This is a genomic window from Mucilaginibacter flavidus, assembly GCF_024055575.1.
GTDB lineage: Bacteria > Bacteroidota > Bacteroidia > Sphingobacteriales > Sphingobacteriaceae > Mucilaginibacter > Mucilaginibacter flavidus.
Genome location: NZ_JAMXOE010000001.1, coordinates 283062 through 306368, shown reverse-complemented (window position 1 = coordinate 306368; position 23307 = coordinate 283062). Strand labels below are relative to the sequence as shown.

The 23307-nt window shown below is 42.1% G+C and carries 24 protein-coding genes; 8 read left to right on the top strand and 16 right to left on the bottom strand.

What is annotated here, in order from left to right; all coding sequences use genetic code 11:
- The first annotated feature begins 22 nt into the window (after positions 1–22).
- Positions 23–1348, top strand: coding sequence for a sensor histidine kinase (locus NAF19_RS01360; protein ID WP_252787944.1), 1326 nt, complete (start codon positions 23–25; stop codon positions 1346–1348).
- Between the two features lie 95 nt (positions 1349–1443).
- On the opposite strand, the gene NAF19_RS01355 is transcribed toward NAF19_RS01360, so the two are convergent.
- Both NAF19_RS01355 and trxA read right to left on the bottom strand, forming a co-directional pair.
- Complete coding sequence (locus NAF19_RS01355) at positions 1444–2358, bottom strand: DUF58 domain-containing protein (protein WP_252787943.1); 915 nt, start codon at positions 2356–2358, stop codon at positions 1444–1446.
- 139 nt (positions 2359–2497) lie between these two features.
- Positions 2498–2818 (bottom strand): thioredoxin, encoded by a 321-nt coding sequence (gene trxA / locus NAF19_RS01350; protein ID WP_252787942.1) that lies wholly within the window; start codon positions 2816–2818, stop codon positions 2498–2500.
- A gap of 279 nt (positions 2819–3097) precedes the next feature.
- Here trxA and NAF19_RS01345 point away from each other — a divergent pair, with 279 nt between their 5' ends.
- Positions 3098–3805 (top strand): ATP-binding cassette domain-containing protein, encoded by a 708-nt coding sequence (locus tag NAF19_RS01345; protein WP_252787941.1) that lies wholly within the window; start codon positions 3098–3100, stop codon positions 3803–3805.
- 10 nt (positions 3806–3815) lie between these two features.
- Here the strand turns inward: NAF19_RS01345 and NAF19_RS01340 are convergent, their stop codons facing one another.
- Together NAF19_RS01340 and rpsT are read right to left on the bottom strand one after the other, a co-directional pair.
- Positions 3816–6017, bottom strand: a complete 2202-nt coding sequence (locus NAF19_RS01340; RefSeq protein WP_252787940.1) for a tetratricopeptide repeat protein — start codon at positions 6015–6017, stop codon at positions 3816–3818.
- A gap of 190 nt (positions 6018–6207) precedes the next feature.
- Positions 6208–6462, bottom strand: coding sequence for a 30S ribosomal protein S20 (gene rpsT / locus NAF19_RS01335; RefSeq protein WP_252787939.1), 255 nt, complete (start codon positions 6460–6462; stop codon positions 6208–6210).
- A gap of 204 nt (positions 6463–6666) precedes the next feature.
- Between rpsT and NAF19_RS01330 the strand changes: the two genes are divergently transcribed.
- Both NAF19_RS01330 and NAF19_RS01325 read left to right on the top strand, forming a co-directional pair.
- On the top strand, positions 6667–7626 hold the full coding sequence (locus NAF19_RS01330) for a zinc dependent phospholipase C family protein (protein ID WP_252787938.1): 960 nt from the start codon (positions 6667–6669) through the stop codon (positions 7624–7626).
- 6 nt (positions 7627–7632) lie between these two features.
- On the top strand, positions 7633–8253 hold the full coding sequence (locus NAF19_RS01325; protein ID WP_252787937.1) for a TMEM175 family protein: 621 nt from the start codon (positions 7633–7635) through the stop codon (positions 8251–8253).
- Positions 8254–8348: 95 nt separating this feature from the next.
- Here the strand turns inward: NAF19_RS01325 and NAF19_RS01320 are convergent, their stop codons facing one another.
- The 6 genes from NAF19_RS01320 to NAF19_RS01290 form a co-directional block, all read right to left on the bottom strand.
- Complete coding sequence (locus tag NAF19_RS01320) at positions 8349–9002, bottom strand: VTT domain-containing protein (RefSeq protein WP_252787936.1); 654 nt, start codon at positions 9000–9002, stop codon at positions 8349–8351.
- A gap of 167 nt (positions 9003–9169) precedes the next feature.
- Positions 9170–9889, bottom strand: a complete 720-nt coding sequence (locus NAF19_RS01315) for a DUF4397 domain-containing protein (RefSeq protein WP_252787935.1) — start codon at positions 9887–9889, stop codon at positions 9170–9172.
- 6 nt (positions 9890–9895) lie between these two features.
- On the bottom strand, positions 9896–10558 hold the full coding sequence (locus NAF19_RS01310) for a DUF4397 domain-containing protein (RefSeq protein WP_252787934.1): 663 nt from the start codon (positions 10556–10558) through the stop codon (positions 9896–9898).
- Positions 10559–10726: 168 nt separating this feature from the next.
- On the bottom strand, positions 10727–11851 hold the full coding sequence (gene dnaN, locus NAF19_RS01305; RefSeq protein ID WP_252787933.1) for a DNA polymerase III subunit beta: 1125 nt from the start codon (positions 11849–11851) through the stop codon (positions 10727–10729).
- Positions 11852–11884: 33 nt separating this feature from the next.
- Positions 11885–14299 (bottom strand): gliding motility-associated ABC transporter substrate-binding protein GldG, encoded by a 2415-nt coding sequence (gene gldG / locus NAF19_RS01300; RefSeq protein ID WP_370362838.1) that lies wholly within the window; start codon positions 14297–14299, stop codon positions 11885–11887.
- A 102-nt stretch (positions 14300–14401) separates the two neighbouring features.
- Positions 14402–14893, bottom strand: coding sequence for a hypothetical protein (locus NAF19_RS01290; RefSeq protein WP_252787932.1), 492 nt, complete (start codon positions 14891–14893; stop codon positions 14402–14404).
- 228 nt (positions 14894–15121) lie between these two features.
- Here NAF19_RS01290 and NAF19_RS01285 point away from each other — a divergent pair, with 228 nt between their 5' ends.
- Entirely contained in the window at positions 15122–15763 is a 642-nt protein-coding gene (locus NAF19_RS01285; protein WP_252787931.1) for an START domain-containing protein, read from the top strand.
- Positions 15764–15840: 77 nt separating this feature from the next.
- Here NAF19_RS01285 and NAF19_RS01280 read toward each other — a convergent pair whose 3' ends face one another.
- The 4 genes from NAF19_RS01280 to yihA all read right to left on the bottom strand — a co-directional run bounded on the left by NAF19_RS01280 (position 15841) and on the right by yihA (position 18431).
- Entirely contained in the window at positions 15841–16350 is a 510-nt protein-coding gene (locus NAF19_RS01280; protein WP_252787930.1) for a hypothetical protein, read from the bottom strand.
- Between the two features lie 279 nt (positions 16351–16629).
- Complete coding sequence (locus tag NAF19_RS01275; RefSeq protein WP_252787929.1) at positions 16630–17142, bottom strand: hypothetical protein; 513 nt, start codon at positions 17140–17142, stop codon at positions 16630–16632.
- A 235-nt stretch (positions 17143–17377) separates the two neighbouring features.
- A complete protein-coding gene (locus tag NAF19_RS01270) occupies positions 17378–17797 on the bottom strand; it encodes an OsmC family protein (RefSeq protein WP_252787928.1) in 420 nt (139 codons plus the stop codon).
- Positions 17798–17813: 16 nt separating this feature from the next.
- On the bottom strand, positions 17814–18431 hold the full coding sequence (gene yihA, locus NAF19_RS01265; protein ID WP_252787927.1) for a ribosome biogenesis GTP-binding protein YihA/YsxC: 618 nt from the start codon (positions 18429–18431) through the stop codon (positions 17814–17816).
- Between the two features lie 146 nt (positions 18432–18577).
- On the opposite strand from yihA, the gene NAF19_RS01260 reads away from it, so the two are divergent.
- Entirely contained in the window at positions 18578–19063 is a 486-nt protein-coding gene (locus NAF19_RS01260) for a VOC family protein (RefSeq protein ID WP_252787926.1), read from the top strand.
- A 309-nt stretch (positions 19064–19372) separates the two neighbouring features.
- Here the strand turns inward: NAF19_RS01260 and NAF19_RS01255 are convergent, their stop codons facing one another.
- Positions 19373–20080, bottom strand: a complete 708-nt coding sequence (locus NAF19_RS01255; protein WP_252787925.1) for a 3-keto-disaccharide hydrolase — start codon at positions 20078–20080, stop codon at positions 19373–19375.
- A 114-nt stretch (positions 20081–20194) separates the two neighbouring features.
- Positions 20195–21562, bottom strand: coding sequence for a Gfo/Idh/MocA family protein (locus tag NAF19_RS01250; protein ID WP_252787924.1), 1368 nt, complete (start codon positions 21560–21562; stop codon positions 20195–20197).
- A gap of 171 nt (positions 21563–21733) precedes the next feature.
- On the opposite strand from NAF19_RS01250, the gene ubiE reads away from it, so the two are divergent.
- Together ubiE and porT are read left to right on the top strand one after the other, a co-directional pair.
- Positions 21734–22465: a bifunctional demethylmenaquinone methyltransferase/2-methoxy-6-polyprenyl-1,4-benzoquinol methylase UbiE gene (gene ubiE / locus NAF19_RS01245; protein ID WP_252787923.1), complete on the top strand. Its 732-nt coding sequence runs from the start codon at positions 21734–21736 to the stop codon at positions 22463–22465.
- The gene (porT, locus tag NAF19_RS01240; RefSeq protein WP_252787922.1) at positions 22462–23196 is read left to right on the top strand and encodes a type IX secretion/gliding motility protein PorT/SprT; all 735 of its coding nucleotides are present in this window, start codon (positions 22462–22464) and stop codon (positions 23194–23196) included. The genes ubiE and porT overlap by 4 nt, the downstream gene beginning before the upstream one ends.
- The last annotated feature ends 111 nt before the right edge of the window (positions 23197–23307 follow it).

Below are 23307 nucleotides of genomic sequence, written 5' to 3'. Positions count from 1 at the left end.
TTACAACCTTTTAACAACCAAAATGAAACTGCAAATAAAACTGGCTTTATATAACACGCTCACAAAGCTGGCTATTATTGTTTTTACAGGGTTGCTCATTCTTTTTTCGCTCGAGAAAATTACCTATGCGCATATATCGCTGCGATTAAGGAACAAAAAGGATTTGTTTATCAAAAACCTTTCATCAAAAGAGATTAACCAGATACTTAACCAGCAGCAGAGCTTTACCAACTATAATATTTTAAAAGAAGAGTATATTTTTTTAAAGCCGATACCTTATCAAGCTAACAGGACTTCAAAGGAAAGTTTTAGCACACAGCCGCGCACTATTGAAAAAAGCACGGACAATTACCTGATACTTACTTACAAATTTAATTTTGATGGCCATAGTTACCTGCTGGAGATAGGGGATACCATGGATGCGGTAATACAGCTGAAGCAAACCATCAGGGAATTTACCTTGCTGATGCTGGTTGTTGCTTTGTTGCTTACCCTGGTTATCGACCTTATTTTTACCAAATACCTGCTTGCCCCGTTTTACCAGATTATCGACAGGAAGCTGATTAAGGTAAACGACCCGATGAACTTTGACTATGCCAAGATTGAAACCAGCACCCAGGATTTTAAACTGCTCGACGACAGCATCAGCACCCTGATGAAAAAAATAACAGATCTGTTTATCCTCGAAAAACAGTTTATTGCCAATGTATCGCACGAATTGCTTACACCAATATCAATCATCAGTTCGAGGTTGGAGAATGTTTTATTGAATGAAGAATTACAGGAGGACAGCGAGAATAAAATTTTTGCTTCGCTTAAAACGCTAAACCGCCTGAAATCGATTATAAATAGCTTGTTGCTGATTTCAAAAGTGGAGAACAACCAGTTTAACAAAAATGATGAGATACAAATTGCCAATATAATAAACGAAGTTTATCTTGAACTTGAAGACAGGCTGGAGGACAGGAAGGTAACTTTTAAAAACAACATAAAATATGCCCGCAGTATTAGGGGCAACCATAGCCTGATGCATACGGTGCTTTTTAATATCATTAACAATTCAATTAAATACAATAAGGAGCAAGGCAGTATTACCGTAACCGATTATTTAACCCCCGACGAATATATACTTGAAATTGCCGATACAGGTACTGGCATGAGCGAACAACAGATTGAAAAAGCTTTTAACCGTTTCGAGAAACTGGATACAGACGAAAAGGAAAGCTACGGATTGGGACTTGCCATAGTGAAAAGCATAACCACATTTCACGATATCAAAATCCAGGTAAGTTCAGCAAGTGATACGGGCACGGCTATTAAACTTATATTTAATCAGCAACTTCACTAAATCTTCATAATAGCTGCGTTAATTTGAGGCGTATAGAGTTTTAGTTCCTTGTTACCCCTATAAAGCTGTCTTTTGAAGAAAAGGACAGCTTTTTTTTATATCATCTTATTGCGTTTGATGAGGTACGATTTTAGCACATTGTTGTAACCGTCTTCAATATATGCATCAATAATATCTATGTGGTATTGCGCGCATTTCAGCTCCAATTGGTGGCGATAATAGGTTAATGACGATACATATGCATCACGAATTTTGCCCGGGTGTACGCGCACCTGCTCGCCGCTTTCAATATCTACAAACTGGTGGGGGCGGTTATCGAAATTAAAGTCAACCTCTTTGTGTTTGTCGCTTACATTGAAAATAATTACCTCGTGCTTGTTATATTTTAAATGCTGTATGGCGGCAAACAGCGCCAGCATTTTTTCAGGGTTAAGGCTGTTTTCCAGCATATCGCTAAACAATATAATCATTGAGCGCTGGTGAATTTGACCGGCCACCTGGTGCAGCACTTGGGTAATATTGGTAGCTGTATTAATTTTAGGATAATTGTATGCTTTTTCCAACTCGGCATACAGGTAAAAAAGGTGTGATGTGGTTGATTTTACCTGGGTTATTAAATCCGCCTTATCGCTGAAAAGGCACAGCCCAAATGCATCGCGCTGCTTTTTAAACAGGTGCATGAGGGATGCAATAGCATAAATAGAGAATTGAAGTTTGTTTATCCCCTTATCAGGAAAATTCATAGACGAGGACGTATCCAACAGCAGATAGCAACGCAGATTGGTTTCTTCCTCAAATTGCTTTACAAACAACTTATCGGTACGGGCAAGCAGCTTCCAGTCGATATTTTTAACTGACTCGCCGTTATTGTATAGCCGGTGTTCCGCAAACTCTACCGAGAACCCGTGGAAAGGGCTTTGGTGCAAACCAGTAATAAAACCCTCAACCACCTGGCGGGCTAAAAGCTCGAGGTTGGCTAAGTGTCGTATATGCTGGTCGTCATTTAACATTATTGAGGGATTACACCGATTTTAGAACTGATTTCACCGATTACTATTGCTGCAAATGATAACGTCAATTATAAAAAAAATTACACCGACCAGCAAAACCAATCGGTGTAATCTTTTTATAAAATCGGTGAAATTAAAGTTACACCAATTGCTTAGCCAATTTATCAGTCAGAACAGATTTTGGAACAGCGCCTATTTGTTTGTCAACAATTTCGCCATTTTTGAAGAATAACAACGCTGGTATATTTCTGATACCAAATTTTACAGAGATACCTGGATTGTGGTCTACATTAACTTTACCTACAACCGCCTTGCCTTCATATTCTTTTGCAATTTCTTCAACTACAGGGCCAACCATTCTACAAGGTCCGCACCATTCAGCCCAAAAATCAATTAATACTGGTTTGTCAGATTTAAGGACGAGTTCGTCAAAGTTTGCATCAGTTATTTCTAAAGCCATGATTTTTAAATTTTAATTTTTTGTGTTACAAATATATGGTATTCAAATAGCTTGCCGCAATTGTATAAGTGACAATATGACAATTAAATTATCGCAAATATGCCTAAATGTATGGTTTTATTTTGTGGTGACAAACAGAGGAGATTTTGATTACAATGCCATGAGAATCACCTGCTTTTTTGGCGGGTTTGCTTATATGGGATGGGAATCTAAACTTTATTTATTTAAAATCCGAAATCGAAAATCCGAATTCCGAAATAAATGAAATACTTTTGAGCTATGAGTATTGTCGTTGACGCATTATCAAAAGTTTATGGGGCGCAAAAGGCGCTTGATAGTATCAGCTTTAGCGCCGGCCCCGGAGTATTGGGTTTTTTAGGCCCGAATGGCGCGGGTAAATCAACTACCATGAAAATACTTACGGGCTTTATCCCGCAAACCTCGGGTAGGGCAACAGTATGCGGGTTTGATGTTGAAACCCAGGCAATAGATGTTAAACGCAATGTGGGCTACCTGCCCGAAAGCAACCCTTTGTACCTTGATATTTATGTTAAGGAGTCGATGGCGTTTATTGCGGGTATTCACCAGATGAAATCACCGCAGAAGCGGATAGCAGAAGTTATTGAGCAAACCGGCCTGGGGCCCGAACAACACAAAAAAGTAGGGCAACTTTCAAAGGGCTACCGCCAGCGTGTAGGGCTCGCACAAGCCATTCTGCATAATCCCGACGTATTGATATTGGACGAGCCAACATCGGGCCTTGACCCTAATCAATTGATTGGCATACGCCAGCTGATACTTGATTTGGGAAAAACAAAAACTGTAGTCTTATCCACCCATATTATGCAGGAAGTTGAAGCCGTATGCAGCCAGGTAATAATTATAAACAAAGGCAAAATAGTTGCTGACGATACGCTGGAAGGTTTGCGCAGCAAAAATAAAGGGAAAACGCTGGAGAATATTTTTATCGGGCTTACGAATTTATAGCAGGTATCGATTAGGCCACTTCCAGTCGCTTTTCAGTCAACGTTCCCATCGGCACTGTGAACGAAAACTTAGTGCCCTGGTCTTTTTTGCTGGTTACCCAAATCTTTCCACTGCATTTTTCAACCAGATCTTTGCAAAACAACATTCCCATGCCAGTACCCGACTCATTGTCGGTGCCGGCATTACTGTTAACCTTGCTCTTAAATAATTTGCCAAGCTGATCATCGCTCATGCCTACACCAGTATCTTTTACCGAGATAACATAGTTGTGGTCATCCTGCTGAATGGCCTGGATTTCGATAGTGTCGTTCTGTTTTGAAAACTTTATTGCGTTGGTGATTAAATTGCGGATAACAATACGTATCGAATTCGGGTCGGCCGAAGCCACCGCGTCATGGGGTACATTATCAATAAGGGTGATGCCTTTTAATTTGGCTTGCTCATGATAGCTTTCAGCTTCATATGCAACAATATCTTTTAAATAAAAGCTCTTTGCCGAACTTTCAAAGTTGTCCATCTGGCTGTTTATCCAAAACAACAACGTGTCCAAAAAGTCCGATGTGTACTCAAGCTTTTTAAGCACGCTCGGTATCATATCCAATAATTGTTCGTGCGAGATGGTTTCGTCCTGCAGTAGGCTGAATAGGCCCCGTAAGGTGCTTAATGGCGCCCGCAGGTCATGCGCCAGTACCGATATCAATCGGTCTTTTAAAGTATTCAGGTTATTTAGTTTTTGTGCCTGGTCATCAAGGTCGGCTTTCTGTTGCAGCACCTCGCTGTTTTTCTCCTCGAGCATGGCATTTATTTTTTGCTGCTTGCGTTTTTGCCTGTAATACACAAACGAAACGGCGATCATGGCCGCTATGATAGTTAAGAAAATGGTATTTATCAGGCGCTGCTGCTTTATCCTTTGCTTGTACGATTCGTCTTTTTCGCGATGTTGTTCGGCAATTTGATGCTCCTTTGACGCAAAATCAAGGGCAAGGTTGTATGATGTTAATTTTTGCAGGCTCTCGTTATTATTAAGGCTGTCTTTAAGTTCGTTATACCTGCGCAGCATTTGGTAGGCGTCATCGTATCTGCCTAATCCTGCCAGCGTTTTGTTTAATTGTAACGCTGCATTTGAGCGTACCGTTAAGTTACGCAATGTAGCCGCCACGTTTTGCCCTTCAGTGGCATAAATAAACGCATTCTTATAATCCTTTTGCAGGTTATACATGGTTGCCAAACCTATTAGGGCGTAAGCTTGGTTATAAACTATTTTATATTTGGTGGCAACCTGCAACGAGCTGTCAAGATAACTTTTTGCAAGGGCAAACTGATTTTTATGTGCGTAACACAAACCAAAGTCGGTATAAACGGAGCTTATGCCATCCTTGTCGTCCTGCTTTTTGGCAATGTTAAGGGCCTTTGTAAGGTGAATAATTGCCCGGTCGTATTCTTTATGTGCAATTAAAACTTCGCCGATATTCTCGTTAATGGTACCAACACCAGTAAGGTTATTTATGCCTTTAAAGAGGTTTAGCGCCTTTTTATAGTATTCAAGCGCCTTTGGATACACTTCCATACCTTGCAGTACTACGCCAATGTCGTTGTAAATAGCTGCAGAGGCATTGTTGTCATTCTTTTTCAGTGTAATTTCAAGGGCTTTGTAGTAATAATCAAGTGCGGTTGAGTTTTGGCCTTCGCTAAAATATACTATACCTATGTTTTTATAGCAGTCGGCAATTTCATCGTCGTTTTTGAGCTTTTTGTTAATATCAAGCGCAAGGTTCAGGTAACGCAAGGCTACTTCGTATTTGGCCAGCAAATTGTCCATGCGGCCGTATAATTTGTAGCCATTGCCAAGCCCCTGTAAATCATTTAAGCTTTTGTAAATAGTAATTGCTTCATCAAAATCTTGTTGCCCCTGGGCAAACCGTCCTTTGAAAAAATTGGCGTGGCCGGTTTGTACCAGTCCGTTTGCGAGGCCGGCCCTATAGTTAATTTTACGCGATAGGTCGACGCTCTTGTGCCCGTAATAAAGGGTACTGTCCGGGTTGGAATCAAAGTAGCTTGCAGCAAGGTTATTTAGCCTGTTAATACTTGTAGTATCGGCCCCTGCTAGCTTTGATGCTATCAATGTTTTCAGGCTGTCTACCCGACCCCTGTCGATACCGGCAAACCCTGAAATTGAAACAAATAATAGTGATAAGGTAATATAAATCCTCAAAGTCAATTGTTTTTAGTTTTAATAGCGTTTAGCACAATGTCTGTTTTACAGCCTTTTATACGTGGTGCGGGGGCGACTTTGTTCGGTATTTTTTTTATTTTTTTCTGAACACTTTAAAACGGGAGGCGATAAAACAGAAAAACCCGCTTCGTTTTACTGAAGCGGGTTTTTGTTGGAAAAAATCTTTATATTATTTTAAGCCGTTAACAAACTTTGTAAGTTTCGACTTATTGTTCGACGCTTTGTTTTTATGAATAACATTCTTTTTAGCCAAACGGTCAAGCATTGATATAACTTTAACTAAAAGCGCACTTGCATCAGCTTTGGTGGTTGTGCCTCTTAATTTTTTTATGGCGTTCCTGGTGGTTTTAGCCTGGTACCTGTTACGTAAGCGTTTAGCAGCGTTCGAACGGATCCTTTTTAATGATGATTTATGATTTGCCATTGTATAGCTTTGTTATTCTTTCTTATATTTTTAAGGACTGCAAATATAGGGTGATTATTTTTAATATCAAACACCTTTTTTATTTTTTTAGTGATGTTGAAAAGTTGTAATGTTTTAAGGTTGAAATGTTTGCTCAAACTATCCAAAATCCAGGTAATTGTCATTTGCACCGGGTTGAATTAAACATTCGCATTATATTTGGTTATGAAATTTTTCCTGAAGCTTAGCGCGGCTATTTTAATTGTAACGACGTGCTGCTCCTGGGGATTTTATGCCCACTACCGTATTGGCCGCTTCGCTGTTTACACCTTGCCTAAGCCAATGGCTGGTTTTTACCGCGCTAATATCGACTATCTGACCCAGCATGCCATCAGCGCCGACAAACGGCGTTACGTGGATTCAACTGAGGCCAGGCGGCATTTTCTGAACGCCGACCATTATGGGAATGCCCCCTTTAAACGCATCCCGCATAACTGGTACGATGCCGCTGCGAAATATACAGCAGACACACTCGATAAGTACGGAACAGTACCCTGGACTATTCAATACAATTATTACAGGTTGGTGCGGGCGTTTAAAGAGCACGACACAACTGCCATATTAAATACATCAGCCAACCTTGGGCATTATATTGCGGATGCCCATGTGCCTTTGCATTTAACACAAAACTATAACGGGCAGCTAACCAACCAAACCGGCATACATGCTTTATGGGAAAGCCGGCTCCCCGAGCTGTTTGGCGACCATTATCATTATTATGCGGGCAAAGCACGTTATATTCAAAATCCCTTAACCGAGGCTTTTAAAATATGCCGCAGTTCGTTTGCAAGCGTTGATACAGTGCTCCGTTTTGAACGCCTGCTCAATAAAAGCTTCCCGGCTGATAAAAAGTATGCAATGGTACGGCGTGGGCAAAAGGAGGTTAAGGATTATTCTGCAGGATACGCTGAAGCCTATCAAAAAATGTTCAAAGGTATGGTTCAGCGCCGCATGCGGGAGTCAATATTATCTGTGGGTAGTTACTGGTATTCGGCTTGGGTTGATGCCGGCCAGCCCGATTTGAATAAATTAATTGCAAAGCCGATGGGCGATGCCGAAAAAACGAAAATACAAAACGAGGAAGCTTTGTACAGAGCCGGAAAAGTGGTAGTTTTATCTGAATAACTACGCATGAGAAAAAAAATAGCCTCTATAACCAAAAAGAAAGAATCGGTATTTGTATGGCGCAGCCACGAACCGTCGAGACTTGAAACTTTTAGCGATGCTGTTTTTGCTTTTGCAATTACGCTGATTATGGTATCGCTGGAGGTGCCGCGAACATTTGATGAACTTTTCGAGGTGTTTAAGGGCTTTTTTGCATTTGCCTGTTGTTTTGGTATCCTGTTTATGATATGGAACAACCAAAATATTTATTTCCGCAGGTATGGCCTTAATAACGCGCGTGTTACTTCGTTAAATGCGATGCTGCTTTTTGTGGTGCTGATGTACGTGTACCCGCTGAAGTTCCTTTTTATTGTTTTCGGGCGGCCAATACAACGATCACGGCCATGTTGGAATTATGATCACCGAACAGCAGCAGCCAACTTTGATGTATGTTTACCACTCGGGTTACGCTGCAATTTATACCCTATTTTACCTGATGTATGCCCACGCCAAAAAGAAGGCGGTCGAAATAAACCTCTCGCCAGGCGAAATGTTCGAAACGGATACCTTTATATTGGTCAACCTGTTAAATGCCTGCCTGGGTATAGCAGGTATATTATTTGTTTTGATAGCCCCTATTCAATATAAAGGCTCATCGGGTTTTATATACATGGCAATACCTTTTCTTTACAGCTTTTTATTTGCAGTACGAGGAAAAAAAGCCCGTAAGAAATTTGGTGGTATTAGCGAGCAGGTTTCTTAGACCCCCGGCTTTTTATTGCCGCATAAATTGGCGGGATAATTGAAATCAGGATAATTGCAACCCCGATCAGTGCAAAATGGGCTTTAAAAAAAGGTATAGTACCCAATTCAAAACCGGCGAACAAGAAAAGAATTATCCAGGCAGCACCGCCAATAATATTATATAAACTATAACGGCCTATCGGCATTTTGCCCACACCTGCTACAAAGGGTGCAATGGTGCGTATTATTGGCATAAAGCGGCTAAAAATAACAGCCTTGCCGCCGTGTTTGTCAAAAAAAGCCTTGGTTTGCAGGTAATAATCAAGCTTTAGTATCTTGTTTTTTTCTTTAAACACCTTAGGCCCCAGGTAGTTGCCCAGCAGGTAATTAACGGTGTTGCCGGCAAATGCGGCGACTATTAATATAATGCCTAATAGAAATATATTTAAGCCGGTAGCCCCGCCGGCGATAAGCGCACCTGCAGCAAACAGCAGTGAGTCGCCGGGTAAAAATGGTGTAACCACAAAGCCGGTTTCGGCAAAAATTATGGCAAACAATATTAGATAAGTAAGGCCGTGATATTGGCTGATAATATCAGACAAATGCTTGTCGATGTGTAAAATAAAATCAATAATGCCTTTAATTACTTCCACTGTTTTAAGATTTGGGCAAAAGTATGTTTTTTTGTTGATAGGTTTTTATTTGTTGGAAAGTTGGAACGTTGAAAAGTTGCAATGTTAATACCGGTTACCTAAAAAATTTCTAAGTTCACTGATAACTTTTCAACTTTCAAACCTTTCAACTTTACAACGGTTCCCCTCTACTTATTAGTAATTATCGCAGCATTAAACGCAGCTGAATCCGGCCTGGTGGTGTAGCCGTAAGCGTATAGGGTGTACAACTTACCATCATCAATTTGAAAGTTTGTTAAGGTTGTTAGTACAGAGGATGAACCGGTCGCATAAACCTGGAAATCGTAGTTGCCAATTGGTAATTCAACAAAGTCCGAAAAAGTGGGATACTTTATCTTGCTGAACGCTTTCGTGCCGTTGGCATAAACATCAAGTCCGTTAATACCCGATGGGGAGGCGTCAACAAAACGTACTTTTCCACGGCCAACTTTGGGCAGGATGGCGGTGTCGACGGTAAAAATTGTCTTGAGCGAATTATCGGCAACGGTGCCTGTTATAAAAAGACTGTATTGCGCGTTCCTGGTCAAAATATCCGACCGGGAGAGTATAGCAGGTCCGCCGTTTATCCTGTTAGATCGTATGAGGTACGGGGTGTCGGTATATGGCACCACAAAATATCCCTGGTTTACCGAATATCTAAACGGCGTGTTATTTGTTTTGAGGAACCTTATATAAAGGTCGATAGGTAAAACATCCGGGCTTAAGTTTAATACTTCGTATTTAATGTTGAGACTTGCAGTACTTACGTTAGCGCCTTTACCACACGAAGATAATATCGACACAAACCAAAATACTGCTAAAAAAGTAAGCACGCAGGCCGATATTTTCCATTTTATTTTTGAACTCATATCCTATTAAAAATTAAGCGCCACGCCCAGGCTGAATTTTGAACTGCCTGTTCCGGTTAGCGTACCTTTCGTAAATATCGTGTATCCTTTGTTTGGCGACATTGACACGATGGTGTCTATTTTAGGTGTTGACGAACCTGTTTCGAAAACCTTTATTTCTTTTAACCCGCTCCCAACAGATAAAAACGATGACGATGTTTTGAATGCAGAATGAAATTTAAGAGTATCGCCAATTTTAACATCGAAAATACCGGCGCCGGGTGTTGTATGCACAAATCGTAATTGAACCTTGTTTGTGTCTACTATCAAAGTATCGATAGTTACTAATGTTTTATCAACGCTTTCGCCTGCTATGTAAAGCGAATGGTATAAACTGTCTTTTAAATTTAGCGGTATGCTTATTAAATAATCGGGGCTGCCATCTTTTTTAATTTGAAAGTTTTGTAAGCCCGCCGGCACTGTAAGGTAAAAAGTTTGGCCGCCCGGCGTCAACGCCGACGTGTTATTTTGGCGGGTTCCGTTTACGTAAAAATTTATGTTATCGGCCGATGCATTTACAACATTGATGGCCGTTGAAACCTTTTTTGTAAATACATTATCATTGCTTTTACATGATGCCAAAACGGTAATAGCAATAATAAAGAATAAAGCGGCTAACCTGGTTTTCATACAGTAAATGCTATTATAACTGCTTATAATAAGTTTTGTTATCGTGTTGAACAAAAAAGTCCGGTTTTTACGCCGGACTCTTTTTATTAGTTTGCAGTAGCGAGTTGGCAGTTGGCGGATTTAATCAGTACTAAAACCACTCACCACTCTCCATTCACTACTCACCGTTTATGCGTAGCTATTTAACATTACCGGCATAACCAGCATCAGTACATCTTCGTTTTCGTCACCACCCTGTGGCAACAGGATACCTGCACGGTTAGGAGTCGACATTTCAAGCGATACTTCTTCGCAGCTTAAGTTTTTAAGCATCTCGATAAGGAAGCGGGCATTAAAACCAATCTCCATATCCTCACCTTCGTACTGGCAGCTTAAACGTTCGTGCGCCTCGTTGGCAAAATCAATGTCTTCTGATGATATATTTAGTTCGCTGCCGTTTATTTTAAGCCTTACCTGGTGGGTAGTTTTATTGGCATAAATAGCAACGCGGCTAAGTGAGCCTAAAAATGCCTGGCGGTCGATACTTAGTTTATTTGGATTGTTTAACGGGATAACCGCTTCGTAATCAGGGTAACGTTCGTCTATCAAACGGCAAACCAGGTTAATGTTGCCAAATTTAAAAAATGCGCTGGTGCTGTTGTATTCAACTGCAACGTTTACATCGTCGCTTGGCAGCGATGATTTTAAAAGTGTAAGCGCTTTTTTAGGCAATATAAACGATGTTGTGCTTGCAGCTTTGGCATCTTTACGGCGATAGCGTACCAGTTTGTGGGCATCGGTAGCTACAAACGTAAGCGACGATGTAGACAGCTGGCAGTAAACCCCCGTCATTGCCGGGCGCAACTCATCGTTACTAACCGCAAAAATGGTTTTGTTTATCGCTTCGCCTAAAACGGAAGCGGGAAGATTAACGGACGAAGCGTTTTCAACAACCGGTATTTTAGGGAAATCCTCGCCGTTTTCGCCGTTTAGCTTGTATTTACCGTCGCCTGCATTTATTTCAATGGCAAACGTAGTATCATCAACCGAAAAATTTACCGGCTGCTCTGGCAACGACTTTAAAGTCTCTAACAAAATACGCGATGGTATAGCTATACGGCCATTTTCCTTAGCCTCAACAGGCAAAGAAGTGGTCATGCTGGTTTGCAGATCGGTGGCCGATATTGTTAAGTTTCCATCTTTTATCTCGAACAAAAAGTTTTCAAGTATGGGCAACACCGTACTATTGCTCAAGGCCCCGCTAACAGCCTGTAGTTGCTTTAGTAATGTTGATGTAGAAACAATAAATCTCATATAATTGGAATTAATCTATCAAAAGTAAATAATTTAATGGGCATACTTTCTTTTGCGCATATAATGTTGAAAAATAGCAAATATTACCAACAAACCCAAGGGCAGGGCATTATTAAAAACCTGCCAGTATAGTTTTTCAACCCGAACGCGCGGCCTGTCAAGCAGCCGTATTTTTATTTCCTTCGTACGCAGGTCTATCAGGCCGGAGTCGTCGGTCATGTAGTCGGCAATATTCAGTAAAAAGTTTTTGTTGCCAAAATTTTGCTGGGTGTAATGGTCGTATCCAAGGGGGTATGGTGAGCCATCGGCACCTATTTGGTTCTTTAGTATGTCGCCATCGCTCACAACAATCATTTTGGTGTGTTTGCTTAGCGGCAGTACAGGTACATTTTCGTTCAGGCCTTCGGGTGACGGGCGGTTTTGAAAGTCGGATTTAAACTGACCTTCCAGCAATACGGCTACTGTTTGGGGCTCGCCCTGGAATTCCTTAGGGTTTGGCTCTTGCTGAACAGCCTGCAACGAAATAATATGCGGCGCGCTTATTTTTTTATTATAGGGAGATGAGGTAAGTAGTACCGTTTTCTTTACGTTTTTTATGGCGAGGGTGTCAATAGTGCTGGCAAACTCGCTGCGGATGCCATCAAGGTTTTTTACCACCGGGTTTTTTGATGCAGGGATAAAAATTGGATAATATAACCAGGGCAACAGCTGTATTTGGGCCTGGCCACCCGCCGAGCCGGTAGTTAATGGAATTTGAGCGCAGCGCATATCTGCAATCAAATCGTAATTAATGCGCACGCCGTAGGTGAAAAGCTGGTCATCCAGGTCAAGTTGTTTCGGGAACGACATTTGTTCACCCCCATGGCCCTTCAGGCTATCTAATTCGGCATTTACCTGGTCAATGGCCCATAACACACGGCCACCACGCATAATGTATTGGTCTATCTTAAACTTCTCAACCTCACTGAATTTGGTATCGGGTTTGGGGATTACCAGCATACTTAGTCGTAGCAATACTTTTAGCGGAATGGTGGCCAAATTAACGCGCCCAACCTGGTATCCGTCGGCCAATGAGTTCATGGCCCAATACAATTGTAAATCGGTTAGTTCCCTGTGCCCCTCTGTGAAGCCAATAAGTGGTTTGCCGCCGCTGGTTACTTTTTTTATGGCCGATGAAAAAGCATATTCCAGGTTTTGGATGGAGTTATTGGTGATTTCTTCTTCGGATGAACCAATGCGCGTTTGTAGTAGCTTAACCGCAATTGTTCGACCCTCAAATTGTACCAATGCCTCAGGGAAAATCAGCATTTCCGAGACGCCGTTGTCGGTTTTTACGGTATGCTGTTCGCCAACTATACCTTTGCTTTCCAAAGTATCATAAACGGACTTTTGCTGAGCCTCGGGTAATTTTTTAATATACGCCAGCGGATCGACCAATTCAAACTGAATTTTATCATGACTATAGGCTTGTAAATCAAGCAGCATGTCCCGTGTGGCCCGTTGCAGGCGCTTCAGTTCAGCCGAAAAGTTATCGCCCTTTAAATAAACAACGATCCGTACCGGGTCTTTAATGTTGCTCATTATGCCGCGTGTAATGGGGGATACGGTAAACCGTTTTTCTTTGGTAAAATCGAAGCGGGTAAAAGTGACATTTGACAGTACGCCAACGATTATTAAAACCGCCAACGTGCTACCGCAAAATATTGCGTCAGCTCCACGCAGGCTTTTTTGTCTTTGCCTTATCAGTACAAATAAGGTAAAGCAAATAAACAATCCCGTCAGGATAACAAAATAGGCCAAATCGCGCGTGTCCAGAACGCCGCGGCTTACTGATTGGTAATGCTGGGTAATGCCCAAATCCTGCAGGCTAAGGCTTTGAAGCGACAGTAACTGGCTTAAAGAATCGAACCCGCTGTAAAAAAAGAAACACAGAAATACTGCAATAGTAAATGCGATGATCTGGTTTTTACTTATTGAGGACGCGAATAAACCAATTGCGGCAAATGCTGCGCCGAGTAAAAATAAACCGATATACGAGCCAATTACGCCGCCGGTATCAATATTGCCCTTAGGCGCTCCTAATTGATAGACCGAATAGTAATAAACCAGGGTAGGCAGCAACGCAAACAGCACCAGCAGCAACGATGCAAAATACTTGCCCAACACAATTTGCCAGTCGGCAAGGGGACGGGTAAGCAGTATTTCGAAAGTGCCTTCTTTGCGTTCTTCGGCCAGCGATCGCATGGTGATGCCCGGTATCAGGAACATAAAAAGATAGGGGGTGGTGTTAAAAAGGCTGTCTAAACCGGCGTAGCCATAGTCAAGTATGCTCGACTCGGGGAATACCCATAAAAACAAGCCCAGTACTAATAAAAACACCCCAATGGTAACGTAGGCCACCAGTGAGCTGAGATATGACGTGATTTCTTTTTTAAGGATGCTAAGCACTTTTGTATTGAGTGATAAACGCCGAAATTACACAATAATGCGCTAAAGCGAAACGATTGTTAGGCACATTTATTTGAAAAAAATAAAAGGGAAGCGAATGATTTATTTAGCCTCTTTCGGTTTTTCGGGCTTCGGAAACGTTGGCCCGAAACGGTAGGCCACCCGTACAGCTACCTGGTGGTTATCACCCCGGCTTTCGAACCGCAAACCTAAATCAATGGTTGATTTGTGGTTGTTGCTGGGGGCAGAAATACCTATAATGGGCGAATAAATAAATGCTGTTTTTGATCCTGTAAAATTGCTTTGTACATTTTGCGATATACCGGCATCACCCTCAAAATAAGCTATTTTAGTGAAATAGTATTTGGCGCCAATTTCAACCGGGATAAATTGTTCGGCGTTTAAAACAAGGGGACCATGATAATCGAGGCGTACCATGTAAGCGGTATAACCAATTGTGCCGGTTAAATTAAAGTCGGGAGAGCCAACGGGAACTTCTATTTTTAATGATGTGCCTATAACCGAACCGTAGAAATCGGAAAGACTTCCGGTTGATAACCCGTATTCGACACCCAGGCTTAAGTGCGTTTTCATGGTAACTTGGGCAATGGCACCCGCTGAGCACATCAAAACAACAATTAGCAACAGTAAAGTCCTCTTCATACCTAAGCCATAAACATAAAGAAAATTCAAAGATTAGTTGCAAACAGGCCGAAAAAAATAGCAACGATGCCCGATTGCCTTTATAATGTCAAAAAGCACACAAGTTGCAACAGGAAACGCAAGGAAGTTTAAATTTGATATTTATATAACAATTTTTTAATGCATAGGGTTATTATTACAATATTTCTTGTTTTAAAGCTGGCCAATGTTTCTGCGCAAACAGACTGGAAACTTAAGAGTGAAAGTGATGGCATAAAGGTGTATACCAGCAATGTTACCGGGTCGAAATTTAAGGCGATAAAGGTTGAATGTGAACTTAATGCCACCTTATCGCAGCTGGTGAAGGTTTTGCTTGACGTGAAAAACTGTCCCGAATGGCTTTATCATACCAAACTGTGCACGCTTGTTAAACAGGTTTCGCCAGGCGAACTATATTATTATTCTGAGATCAGTATTCCATGGCCGGTGCAGAACCGCGATTTTGTTGCGCACCTCACAGTAAGCCAAAACCCCGAAACCAAAGTTATTACAATTGATGGCCCTGCGGTAAACGGAATGGTACCGCTAAAAGACGGTATTGTACGGGTTCGCTCGTCAAAAGGACTGTGGGTGATAACGCCGCTGAAAAAAAATTTCCTAAAAGTTGTGTATACCTTACAGTTGGACCCCGGCGGCAACCTCCCAGCCTGGCTGGTAAATCTTTTTGCTGCGGAAGGACCAATGAAAAGTTTCCAGGGCCTAAAATCGCAAATAAAAAAGCCTTTATACCACGATGCGGAGCTAAGCTTTATTAAAGACTAGCCAGAAAAAGCATTGATTAGTAACAAAAACAGCCGGGGAGTTTTCCCCGGCTGTTTTTAATAGTACTGATATTTAAATTAGAAGCTATATGCCACGCGTAATGCAACCTGGCTAACAGTTCCGTTGTTTGACCAAGCTTCGTAACGCACGCCCAAATCAACGCCGCCGTCCAGGGTATAACCTACGCCCGGCGCGTATGCAAACGCTTTGCCACCGCCGCTTTCGGTTGAAAATGCAACGCCTAACTGGCCTTCGCCATAAAAGCCTTGTCCTTCAAAATAATATTTTAAGCCAACTTTTACCGGAACGAAGCCTGATGAGGATGGGAAGCCAGCATTTTTAAGTGCGCTTTTCACCATAAATGATTGGTAGCCGGCTGTTAAGTTTACAAAAGCACCGCTGCCAATAGGCATATCGTACTTTAGTGAACCGCCAATAGCAAAGCTGTAAACGTTGCTGGCATCGCCAATTGGCAGGCCTGCGTCAACACCAATGCTGAATTTACCGGCGTCTGAATCTTTTGTTTGCGCGAAACTGGTGCACGCGGTTACTCCCAGCACGAATAATGCTAATAGAATTTTTTTCATGTGTGAAATTGATTTGTGTTTAAGTTTTGATAAAACAACACCGTGTTATTTTACCTTTATTTCACCTATAGACGCCGGGAACAGGCGCGTTGTTACAGGCTTTTTGGGAGAAACAGGCCTCTTTCGAATGGTTAAACTAATTTTTTAGGTGTAAGCGCCTGTGTTTAAATGACTTGGAAATTACCGGGTTAGCAAAAAATATTTGCTTAAAAAACAGCCTGTAAATAAAAAGAGCAGGACATTACCCTGCTCTTTTGCCTATTTATGTTAACTATTCACTTAAAAACCATAAGCTAAGCGTAACGCTATCTGGCTAACGGTACCATTATTTGACCATGCCTCATAACGAACGCCAATGTCAAAGCCGCCGTCGAGGGTATAACCTATGCCCGGAGCATATGCAAAGGCTTTGCCGCCACCGCTTTCGGTGGAGAATGCAACACCCAGTTGGCCTTCGCCATAAAAGCCTTGTCCATCAAAATAGTATTTTAAACCTACTTTAATTGGCACAAAACCTGAAGATGATGGAAAACCAGCATTTTTAAGGGCACTTTTTACCATAAATGATTGATAACCTGCTGACAAATTTACAAAAGCACCGCTTCCGATTGGCATATCGTATTTAAGCGAACCGCCGATAGCAAAGCTGTAAACATCGCTGGTTGTGCCAATTGGCAGGCCCGCGTCTACACCGATGCTAAATTTGGCCACATCTGATGATTTGGTAGTTTGTGCAAAACTGCTGCATGCTGTTACTCCCAGCACGAAAAGCGCTAATAGAATTTTTTTCATGTAATTTAGGTTTTAATTGGTTTATAATATATCAAATATATGATTTTAATAAAAAACAATACTATTTGTTAATATATTTTTAATGTGATTTTAATGTGATTTTCAGGTAGATACGAATAAAAATAGCGGAGACAAGGCCCCGCTATTTATTAATTAATAGTTGTTATATTTTTTATGCTGGTTATTGTAAATTGCTGTTAATAACAGGTCCTTAACTTAATTAACCAAAAAATAATTAAGCATAAGTAACAGTCAATGTGATAGGCACGCTCAGCGCTTTTGATATAATGCAACCTGCTTTCGCGCCTTCAGCAATTTCTTTGAATTTTTCTTCAGAAACACCGTCAATCAACGAGCCTTTAAGTTCAAGATGAATGCCGGTTATCTCCAGCTTTTGCATATCCAGGTCCAAAATTGCGTCGGTGGTTAAATCGTTGGGCGTAAAACCTGCCTGGCTAAGCTGCGCGCCTACAGCCATGGTAAAGCAGCCTGCGTGTGCTGCGGCAATTAATTCTTCCGGGTTAGTACCAATTCCGTCCTGGAAACGGGTTTTAAATGAGTACTGGGTGTTGTTCAGGATGGTGCTTTGCGTGGTGATTTCGCCTTTACCTTCGGTTAAAGTACCGTTCCAATGGGCATGTGCTGTACGTTTCATAGTTTTTAATGTTTGTTTAGTAATTTATTTCAGGTATTGTAAATTGCTGGTTTATCTTGCTGATGAAAGCCAGGATTTCGTCGTGCCCGGCATGTGTTTCGGCCGATGTTACAAAGTGCTGCGGAACTTCCTCGAAAGTAGCTAACAGCGCCTTACGAAACCTAGCGATATTCTGATCGGTTTTTACGGTTGATTGTTTATCTGCTTTGGTAAACACCAAAACAAATGAAAGACCTTTTTCGCCAAGCCAGTTGCAAAACTCAACGTCTATTTTTTGCGGCTCAAGGCGGCTGTCAATCAGCACCATTACACACTGCAGGCTTTCGCGCTTATCGAGGTAACTGTGGATGAACTTATCCCAGTCGGCCTTTTTGCTTTTTGACGCCCGGGCGTAGCCATAACCTGGTAAATCAACAATGTACCAGTTATCATTTATTAGAAAATGATTTATCAGTTGTGTTTTACCGGGAGTTTGCGATGTTTTTGCCAGCCCCTTTTTAGCTGTAAGCATATTTATCAGCGACGATTTACCTACGTTTGAGCGCCCGATAAATGCGTACTCAGCCTTTACAGGCGGCGGTAGCTTTGAGATCTGGGTATTGCTGCAAATAAACTCTGCTGTTTTAATAATCATGGTGCAAAGGTAGGGTTTTTAGTTTTGAGATGGTAGATATGAGATATGAGACAGCATAAATTATTGGTATAATTAGCTATTTTACAATCATTAAACAAAAGAGTATCATAATGTTTCGTAAATTTGATGTTTAAACATGTAATTATATGGAAGCGTATAAAATACCGGCAAAAACCCGCATTGGCCATGTGCATTTAAAAGTAGCCGACCTGCAAAAATCGCTCGATTTTTACTGCGGTTTGTTGGGTTTCGACAAAATGATGATGTACGGCGGGCAGGCTGCATTTATATCGGCAGGCGGGTATCATCACCACATAGGCTTAAATACCTGGCACAGTGCAGGAGCACCACCTGCACCCGAATATGCTCCCGGCTTATATCACACCGCTATATTATATGCTGAGCGTAAAGATCTGGCTGAAATACTGCAACGCCTGATTGACAAAAAATACCCGATAACCGGAGCATCAGACCACGGCGTATCCGAGGCTATTTATTTAGATGATCCGGATGGCAATGGTGTGGAATTATATTGGGACAGGCCGAAAGAGCAATGGCCGCTTGATGAAAATGGCGAACTGACTATGTTTACAAGGAGATTGGATATGGAAGGGTTGCTGGCAGCCGTCTGAACCATGATCCTCCTTAGTGAAGGGATTAGAGGATAGCAGGCCTAACGCTTGCCGCCGTTGTTTTTACGAAAAGTGCTGACACTAATTTGTCAGTACTTTTCGCGTTTTTTTGGGTAGCAAATAAGGCAAAAAGCGCATTATTAATACAGAAATAGGCTTTTTCATGCCCTGGGCCGAGCCGTTACTGTTCCACCCTGTTCCTTATGTTTCACTGTGAACAGCAACATAAAAATATACCGTAATACTGATATAGGTTTACATAGGGTCTTGTCCGCTTTTTGCATACCAAAGCGTCATTCGCTAGTTACATTACAGTTCTTTAATCCAGATGTTCTTATAAAACGTTTTCTTACCATGCTCCTGTAAAGCAATTACGCCTGTTTTGGCCATGCCATAATCGGTATGATCTTTCCATTTGCCTTCGGCTTTCTTCTTGTTCCAGTCTGCATCCCATGCGGTGAAGGATAAAATCTTTTTACCATTAAGCCAGTGTTCTACATGCCCCCTGTTGAAAATGATTTTGCTGGTGTTCCATTCGCCTACGGGCATTAGGTTTTTATTGCTGTTTGGCAGGTGCATGGCGTAATCGCAACCGGTTTTTTGCCAATCTTCCAGCTTTTCGGGCCAGCCAATGTCGTCGATAATCTGGTATTCGGGGCCGGTTTCAGAGGTATACGGGAATTTGGCATCTTCAACCACATGGTACAAAACGCCGCTGTTGGCGCCTTTTTCAACCTTCCAGTCCCACGATAATTCAAAGTTGGCATATTGCTTATCTGTTACAATATCGCCACCCTCAATGCCGCCCGGGCAAACCAGCGAACCGTCTTCAACTACCCAGTTTTTCACTTCTCCTTTTCTATTATAGTTGTGCCAGCCTGCGAGGGTTTTGCCATCAAACAAGCTTTTCCATGTTTTTATTTTGGCTGATGGGTTTGATGGTTTATTGGGGTGAATTTTAAACGCCTGTAAACCCAATAGTATTAGGGCAATTGAGAGTATGCTTAGTTTTTTCATTTTGTGTTTTTCGTATTAAATTGTGGCTGACATTTTGTAAACGGCATGACGAGGGCGAATGCAATTCGCCCCTACGGTATAATTTCCAACCTTTTTACTTTTCGACTTTCCGGGCTAACCTTTCTTCACCATCTTCTCCGGGTCCCAGAACATGGGTTTGTTGTTAAAATAGCTATCGTTACATAATAATGCCGGTGCAGCTGCGCGGTATCCAAAGGTAGCATCCTCGGTAACTTTGCCGTTGGTGCGTATGGCAGTGATGAAATTATTCATGTGGTCGTAAGGCCCGCCGAGGTAACCTTTGTCGGCTTTGTAGACAATTTCTTCGGGGGGCAGCATTTTTTTTCTTTCAGGATTTCTGTCTCCTGCCTGTCTTAGTTTTTCGAGGTAGAAAGGGTCGTCGGATGCGAATACTTTATTTCTTTTTAACACCACCTCATCCCAGGTAATGTCCATGGCGCCTTCGCTGCCTACAAGGCGCAGGTAAGTGGTGCCGCTGGTACCGTCGACGAAGTTGCAGCGCAGGGACAAGTTAAATGCCGGGTGCATATCATTTTTTGCATAATCGAAAGTGCCCAATAAAACGTCAGGGACTTCGCGGCCATCGTTCCAAAACCTTAAGCCGCCCGATGCATAAATTTTTTCGGGGCCATGAGAGCCGGTAACAAGATGCAGGCTGCTGAACAGGTGCACAAATAAATCGCCGGCCATGCCTGTGCCGTAATTGGTATAGTTTCTCCAGCGGAAAAAACGTTTCTCATCAAATGGGCGTTTGTGCACGTTGCTCACATAGGTGTCCCAATCCACAGTTTGCGGTGAAGCATCGGCCGGGATGGGGTATTGCCAAACCTCAACAGCTCCGCGCCTTGCCCAAAAGCCTTCGGCATAGTTAAGCTGGCCTATGGCGCCTGCTGCCAAAAGTTCTTTTGCCTTCTCGTTGCCTAATGACGATACCCCCTGGCTGCCCACCTGGAAAATTTTGCCGGTCTCTTTTTGAGCCTGTATCACTGCCGGGCCCTCGGTTATGGCATGCACCATCGGTTTTTCGCAATAAACATGTTTGCCGGCATGCATGGCGTCAACAGATATTTGCTGGTGCCAGTGGTCGGGTGTGCCTATAATTACGGCATCGATATCTTTGCGATTGAGTATCTCTTTGTAAATTTTGGTAGTGAAAATATCTGCTCCCCAACGCTTTTTAGCATCGGCAAGGCGGCCATCATACAAATCGCAAACGGCAATCAATTTTACGCCTGGGATTTGTAACGCCACGTTTGTGTCTTCGCTACCCTGGCCCCCGGCGCCTATCAAAGCAATATTTACCTGGTCGTTAGCACTGAAGCCGCCCGTCCTTTTTAAGTAGGAAAAAACATCGTTTTTTTTATCGGCCGCAAATACGTTTGAGCCAACAGCAACTGCGGCGGTGGCTGTACCAAGTTTTCTGAGAAAATTTCTTCGGGATGGTTCGTCGTTTTCTTTCATGATAGAGAATTTCGGATTTCGGATGTTCGATTTCGGATTTATTTAATGGGTTGATAAATATAGTATCAAAATATATGATTTGTCAATTTTTATCCATTTTTTCGACGTCAGGCAAATCCGAAATCGAACATCCGAAATCCGAAATCAAATAATCATTATCTTTGCCGCTCCATGAGCAAAACAATAATTCCGTATACCGACCAGCAGGGCACCAAGAAAGAACAGGTAGCTGACATGTTTAACAACATATCAAAAACTTATGATTTTTTAAATCACTTCTTGTCGCTTGGTATTGATATCATTTGGCGAAAAAAGGCGATTAATGAATTGAAATCAAATCAGCCTAAGTTGATATTGGATGTAGCCACAGGTACCGGCGATTTTGCTTTTGAGGCTTTAACTATACTTAAACCCGAAAAAATAATCGGGGTTGATATATCTCAAGGGATGCTCGACATCGCGCAGCAAAAAATCACCAAACGCAATTTAGGCGATAAATTTGAAGTAAAGCTTGGCGATTCGGAAAAGCTGCCTTTTGATGCCGATGGCTTTGATGCGGTTACCGTGGCCTATGGCGTGCGCAATTTTGAAAACCTTGAAACAGGACTTGCCGACATATTCCGCGTGTTAAAACCGGGTGGAAAAGCGGTAGTGCTGGAGTTTTCAAAACCGAAGGTATTCCCTGTAAAACAGCTGTATAACGTGTATTTTAACTATATTACACCCGGAATTGGTAAATTATTTTCGAAAGATGCAAGGGCCTACACTTATTTGCCTGAGTCGGTAGCTGCTTTCCCTGATGGGGCAACGTTTACTGCACTTATGGATAAAGTAGGCTTTAAACATACCAAACACAGGCCTTTGGCGTTTGGTATTTGTTCAATTTATACGGGTATTAAATGATTAAAAACGGTTACCTAACCATTATTATACTATTATTTTGCGGTAATGCCCTATTTGCCCAGGCCCCTGCATGGGGTGGCGGCGCTGACCAAACCGATCTCAGCTTTGGTTTTAGCTTCAGTTATGTTAGCAATTACTTTAAAATTGATAAAAAGCCCAATTGGCGCGATCCATTTTTCGACCCGGGGGTAAACCGGTTTATCACCGACTCCTTGCGGAGTATCAGCTCAAAAAATGCTACAGGTTTTGGTGTGGGTTTTATAACCCGTTACCGGCTTACCGACCATATTGAAGTGCGGGGAAATCCTTCGCTTGTTTTTGCCGATAGGTCGATTACTTATACTTACCCAAAAAGTACCGACGATGTTACCAAGCAGATACAATCCACCACAGTAGATTTCCCCCTGGAGGTAAAAATAAAATCGGATAGAATACAGGATTTCAGGGCGTACATTTTAGGCGGCGTAAAGTACTCGCTTGCCATAGGCTCAAAAAAGAATGCCGACACCGGCCTCGACCCATTGAACAAACTGGTAAAAAACGCAAGTGGTTTCGGCTCGTACGAGGCGGGGATTGGCTGCGATATTTATTTCGAATTTTTTAAGCTGTCGCCCGAGATTAAGATGTCAAACTCGTTTGGCAATGTTTTGGTGCCCGAAAACCACCCTTATTCCAGTCCCATCAGCAGCCTTGGCTTGCACACATTTACATTTAGTTTGATTTTTGAGTAGGGTGGAAGAGTCCTGAGTGGAAAGTCCTGAGTCAAAAATCTTAAGTTCAAGTCTAAATTCTGACTTAAGACTCCTGGCTTTAGACACAGAACTTGACAAATCTTTGCTAAT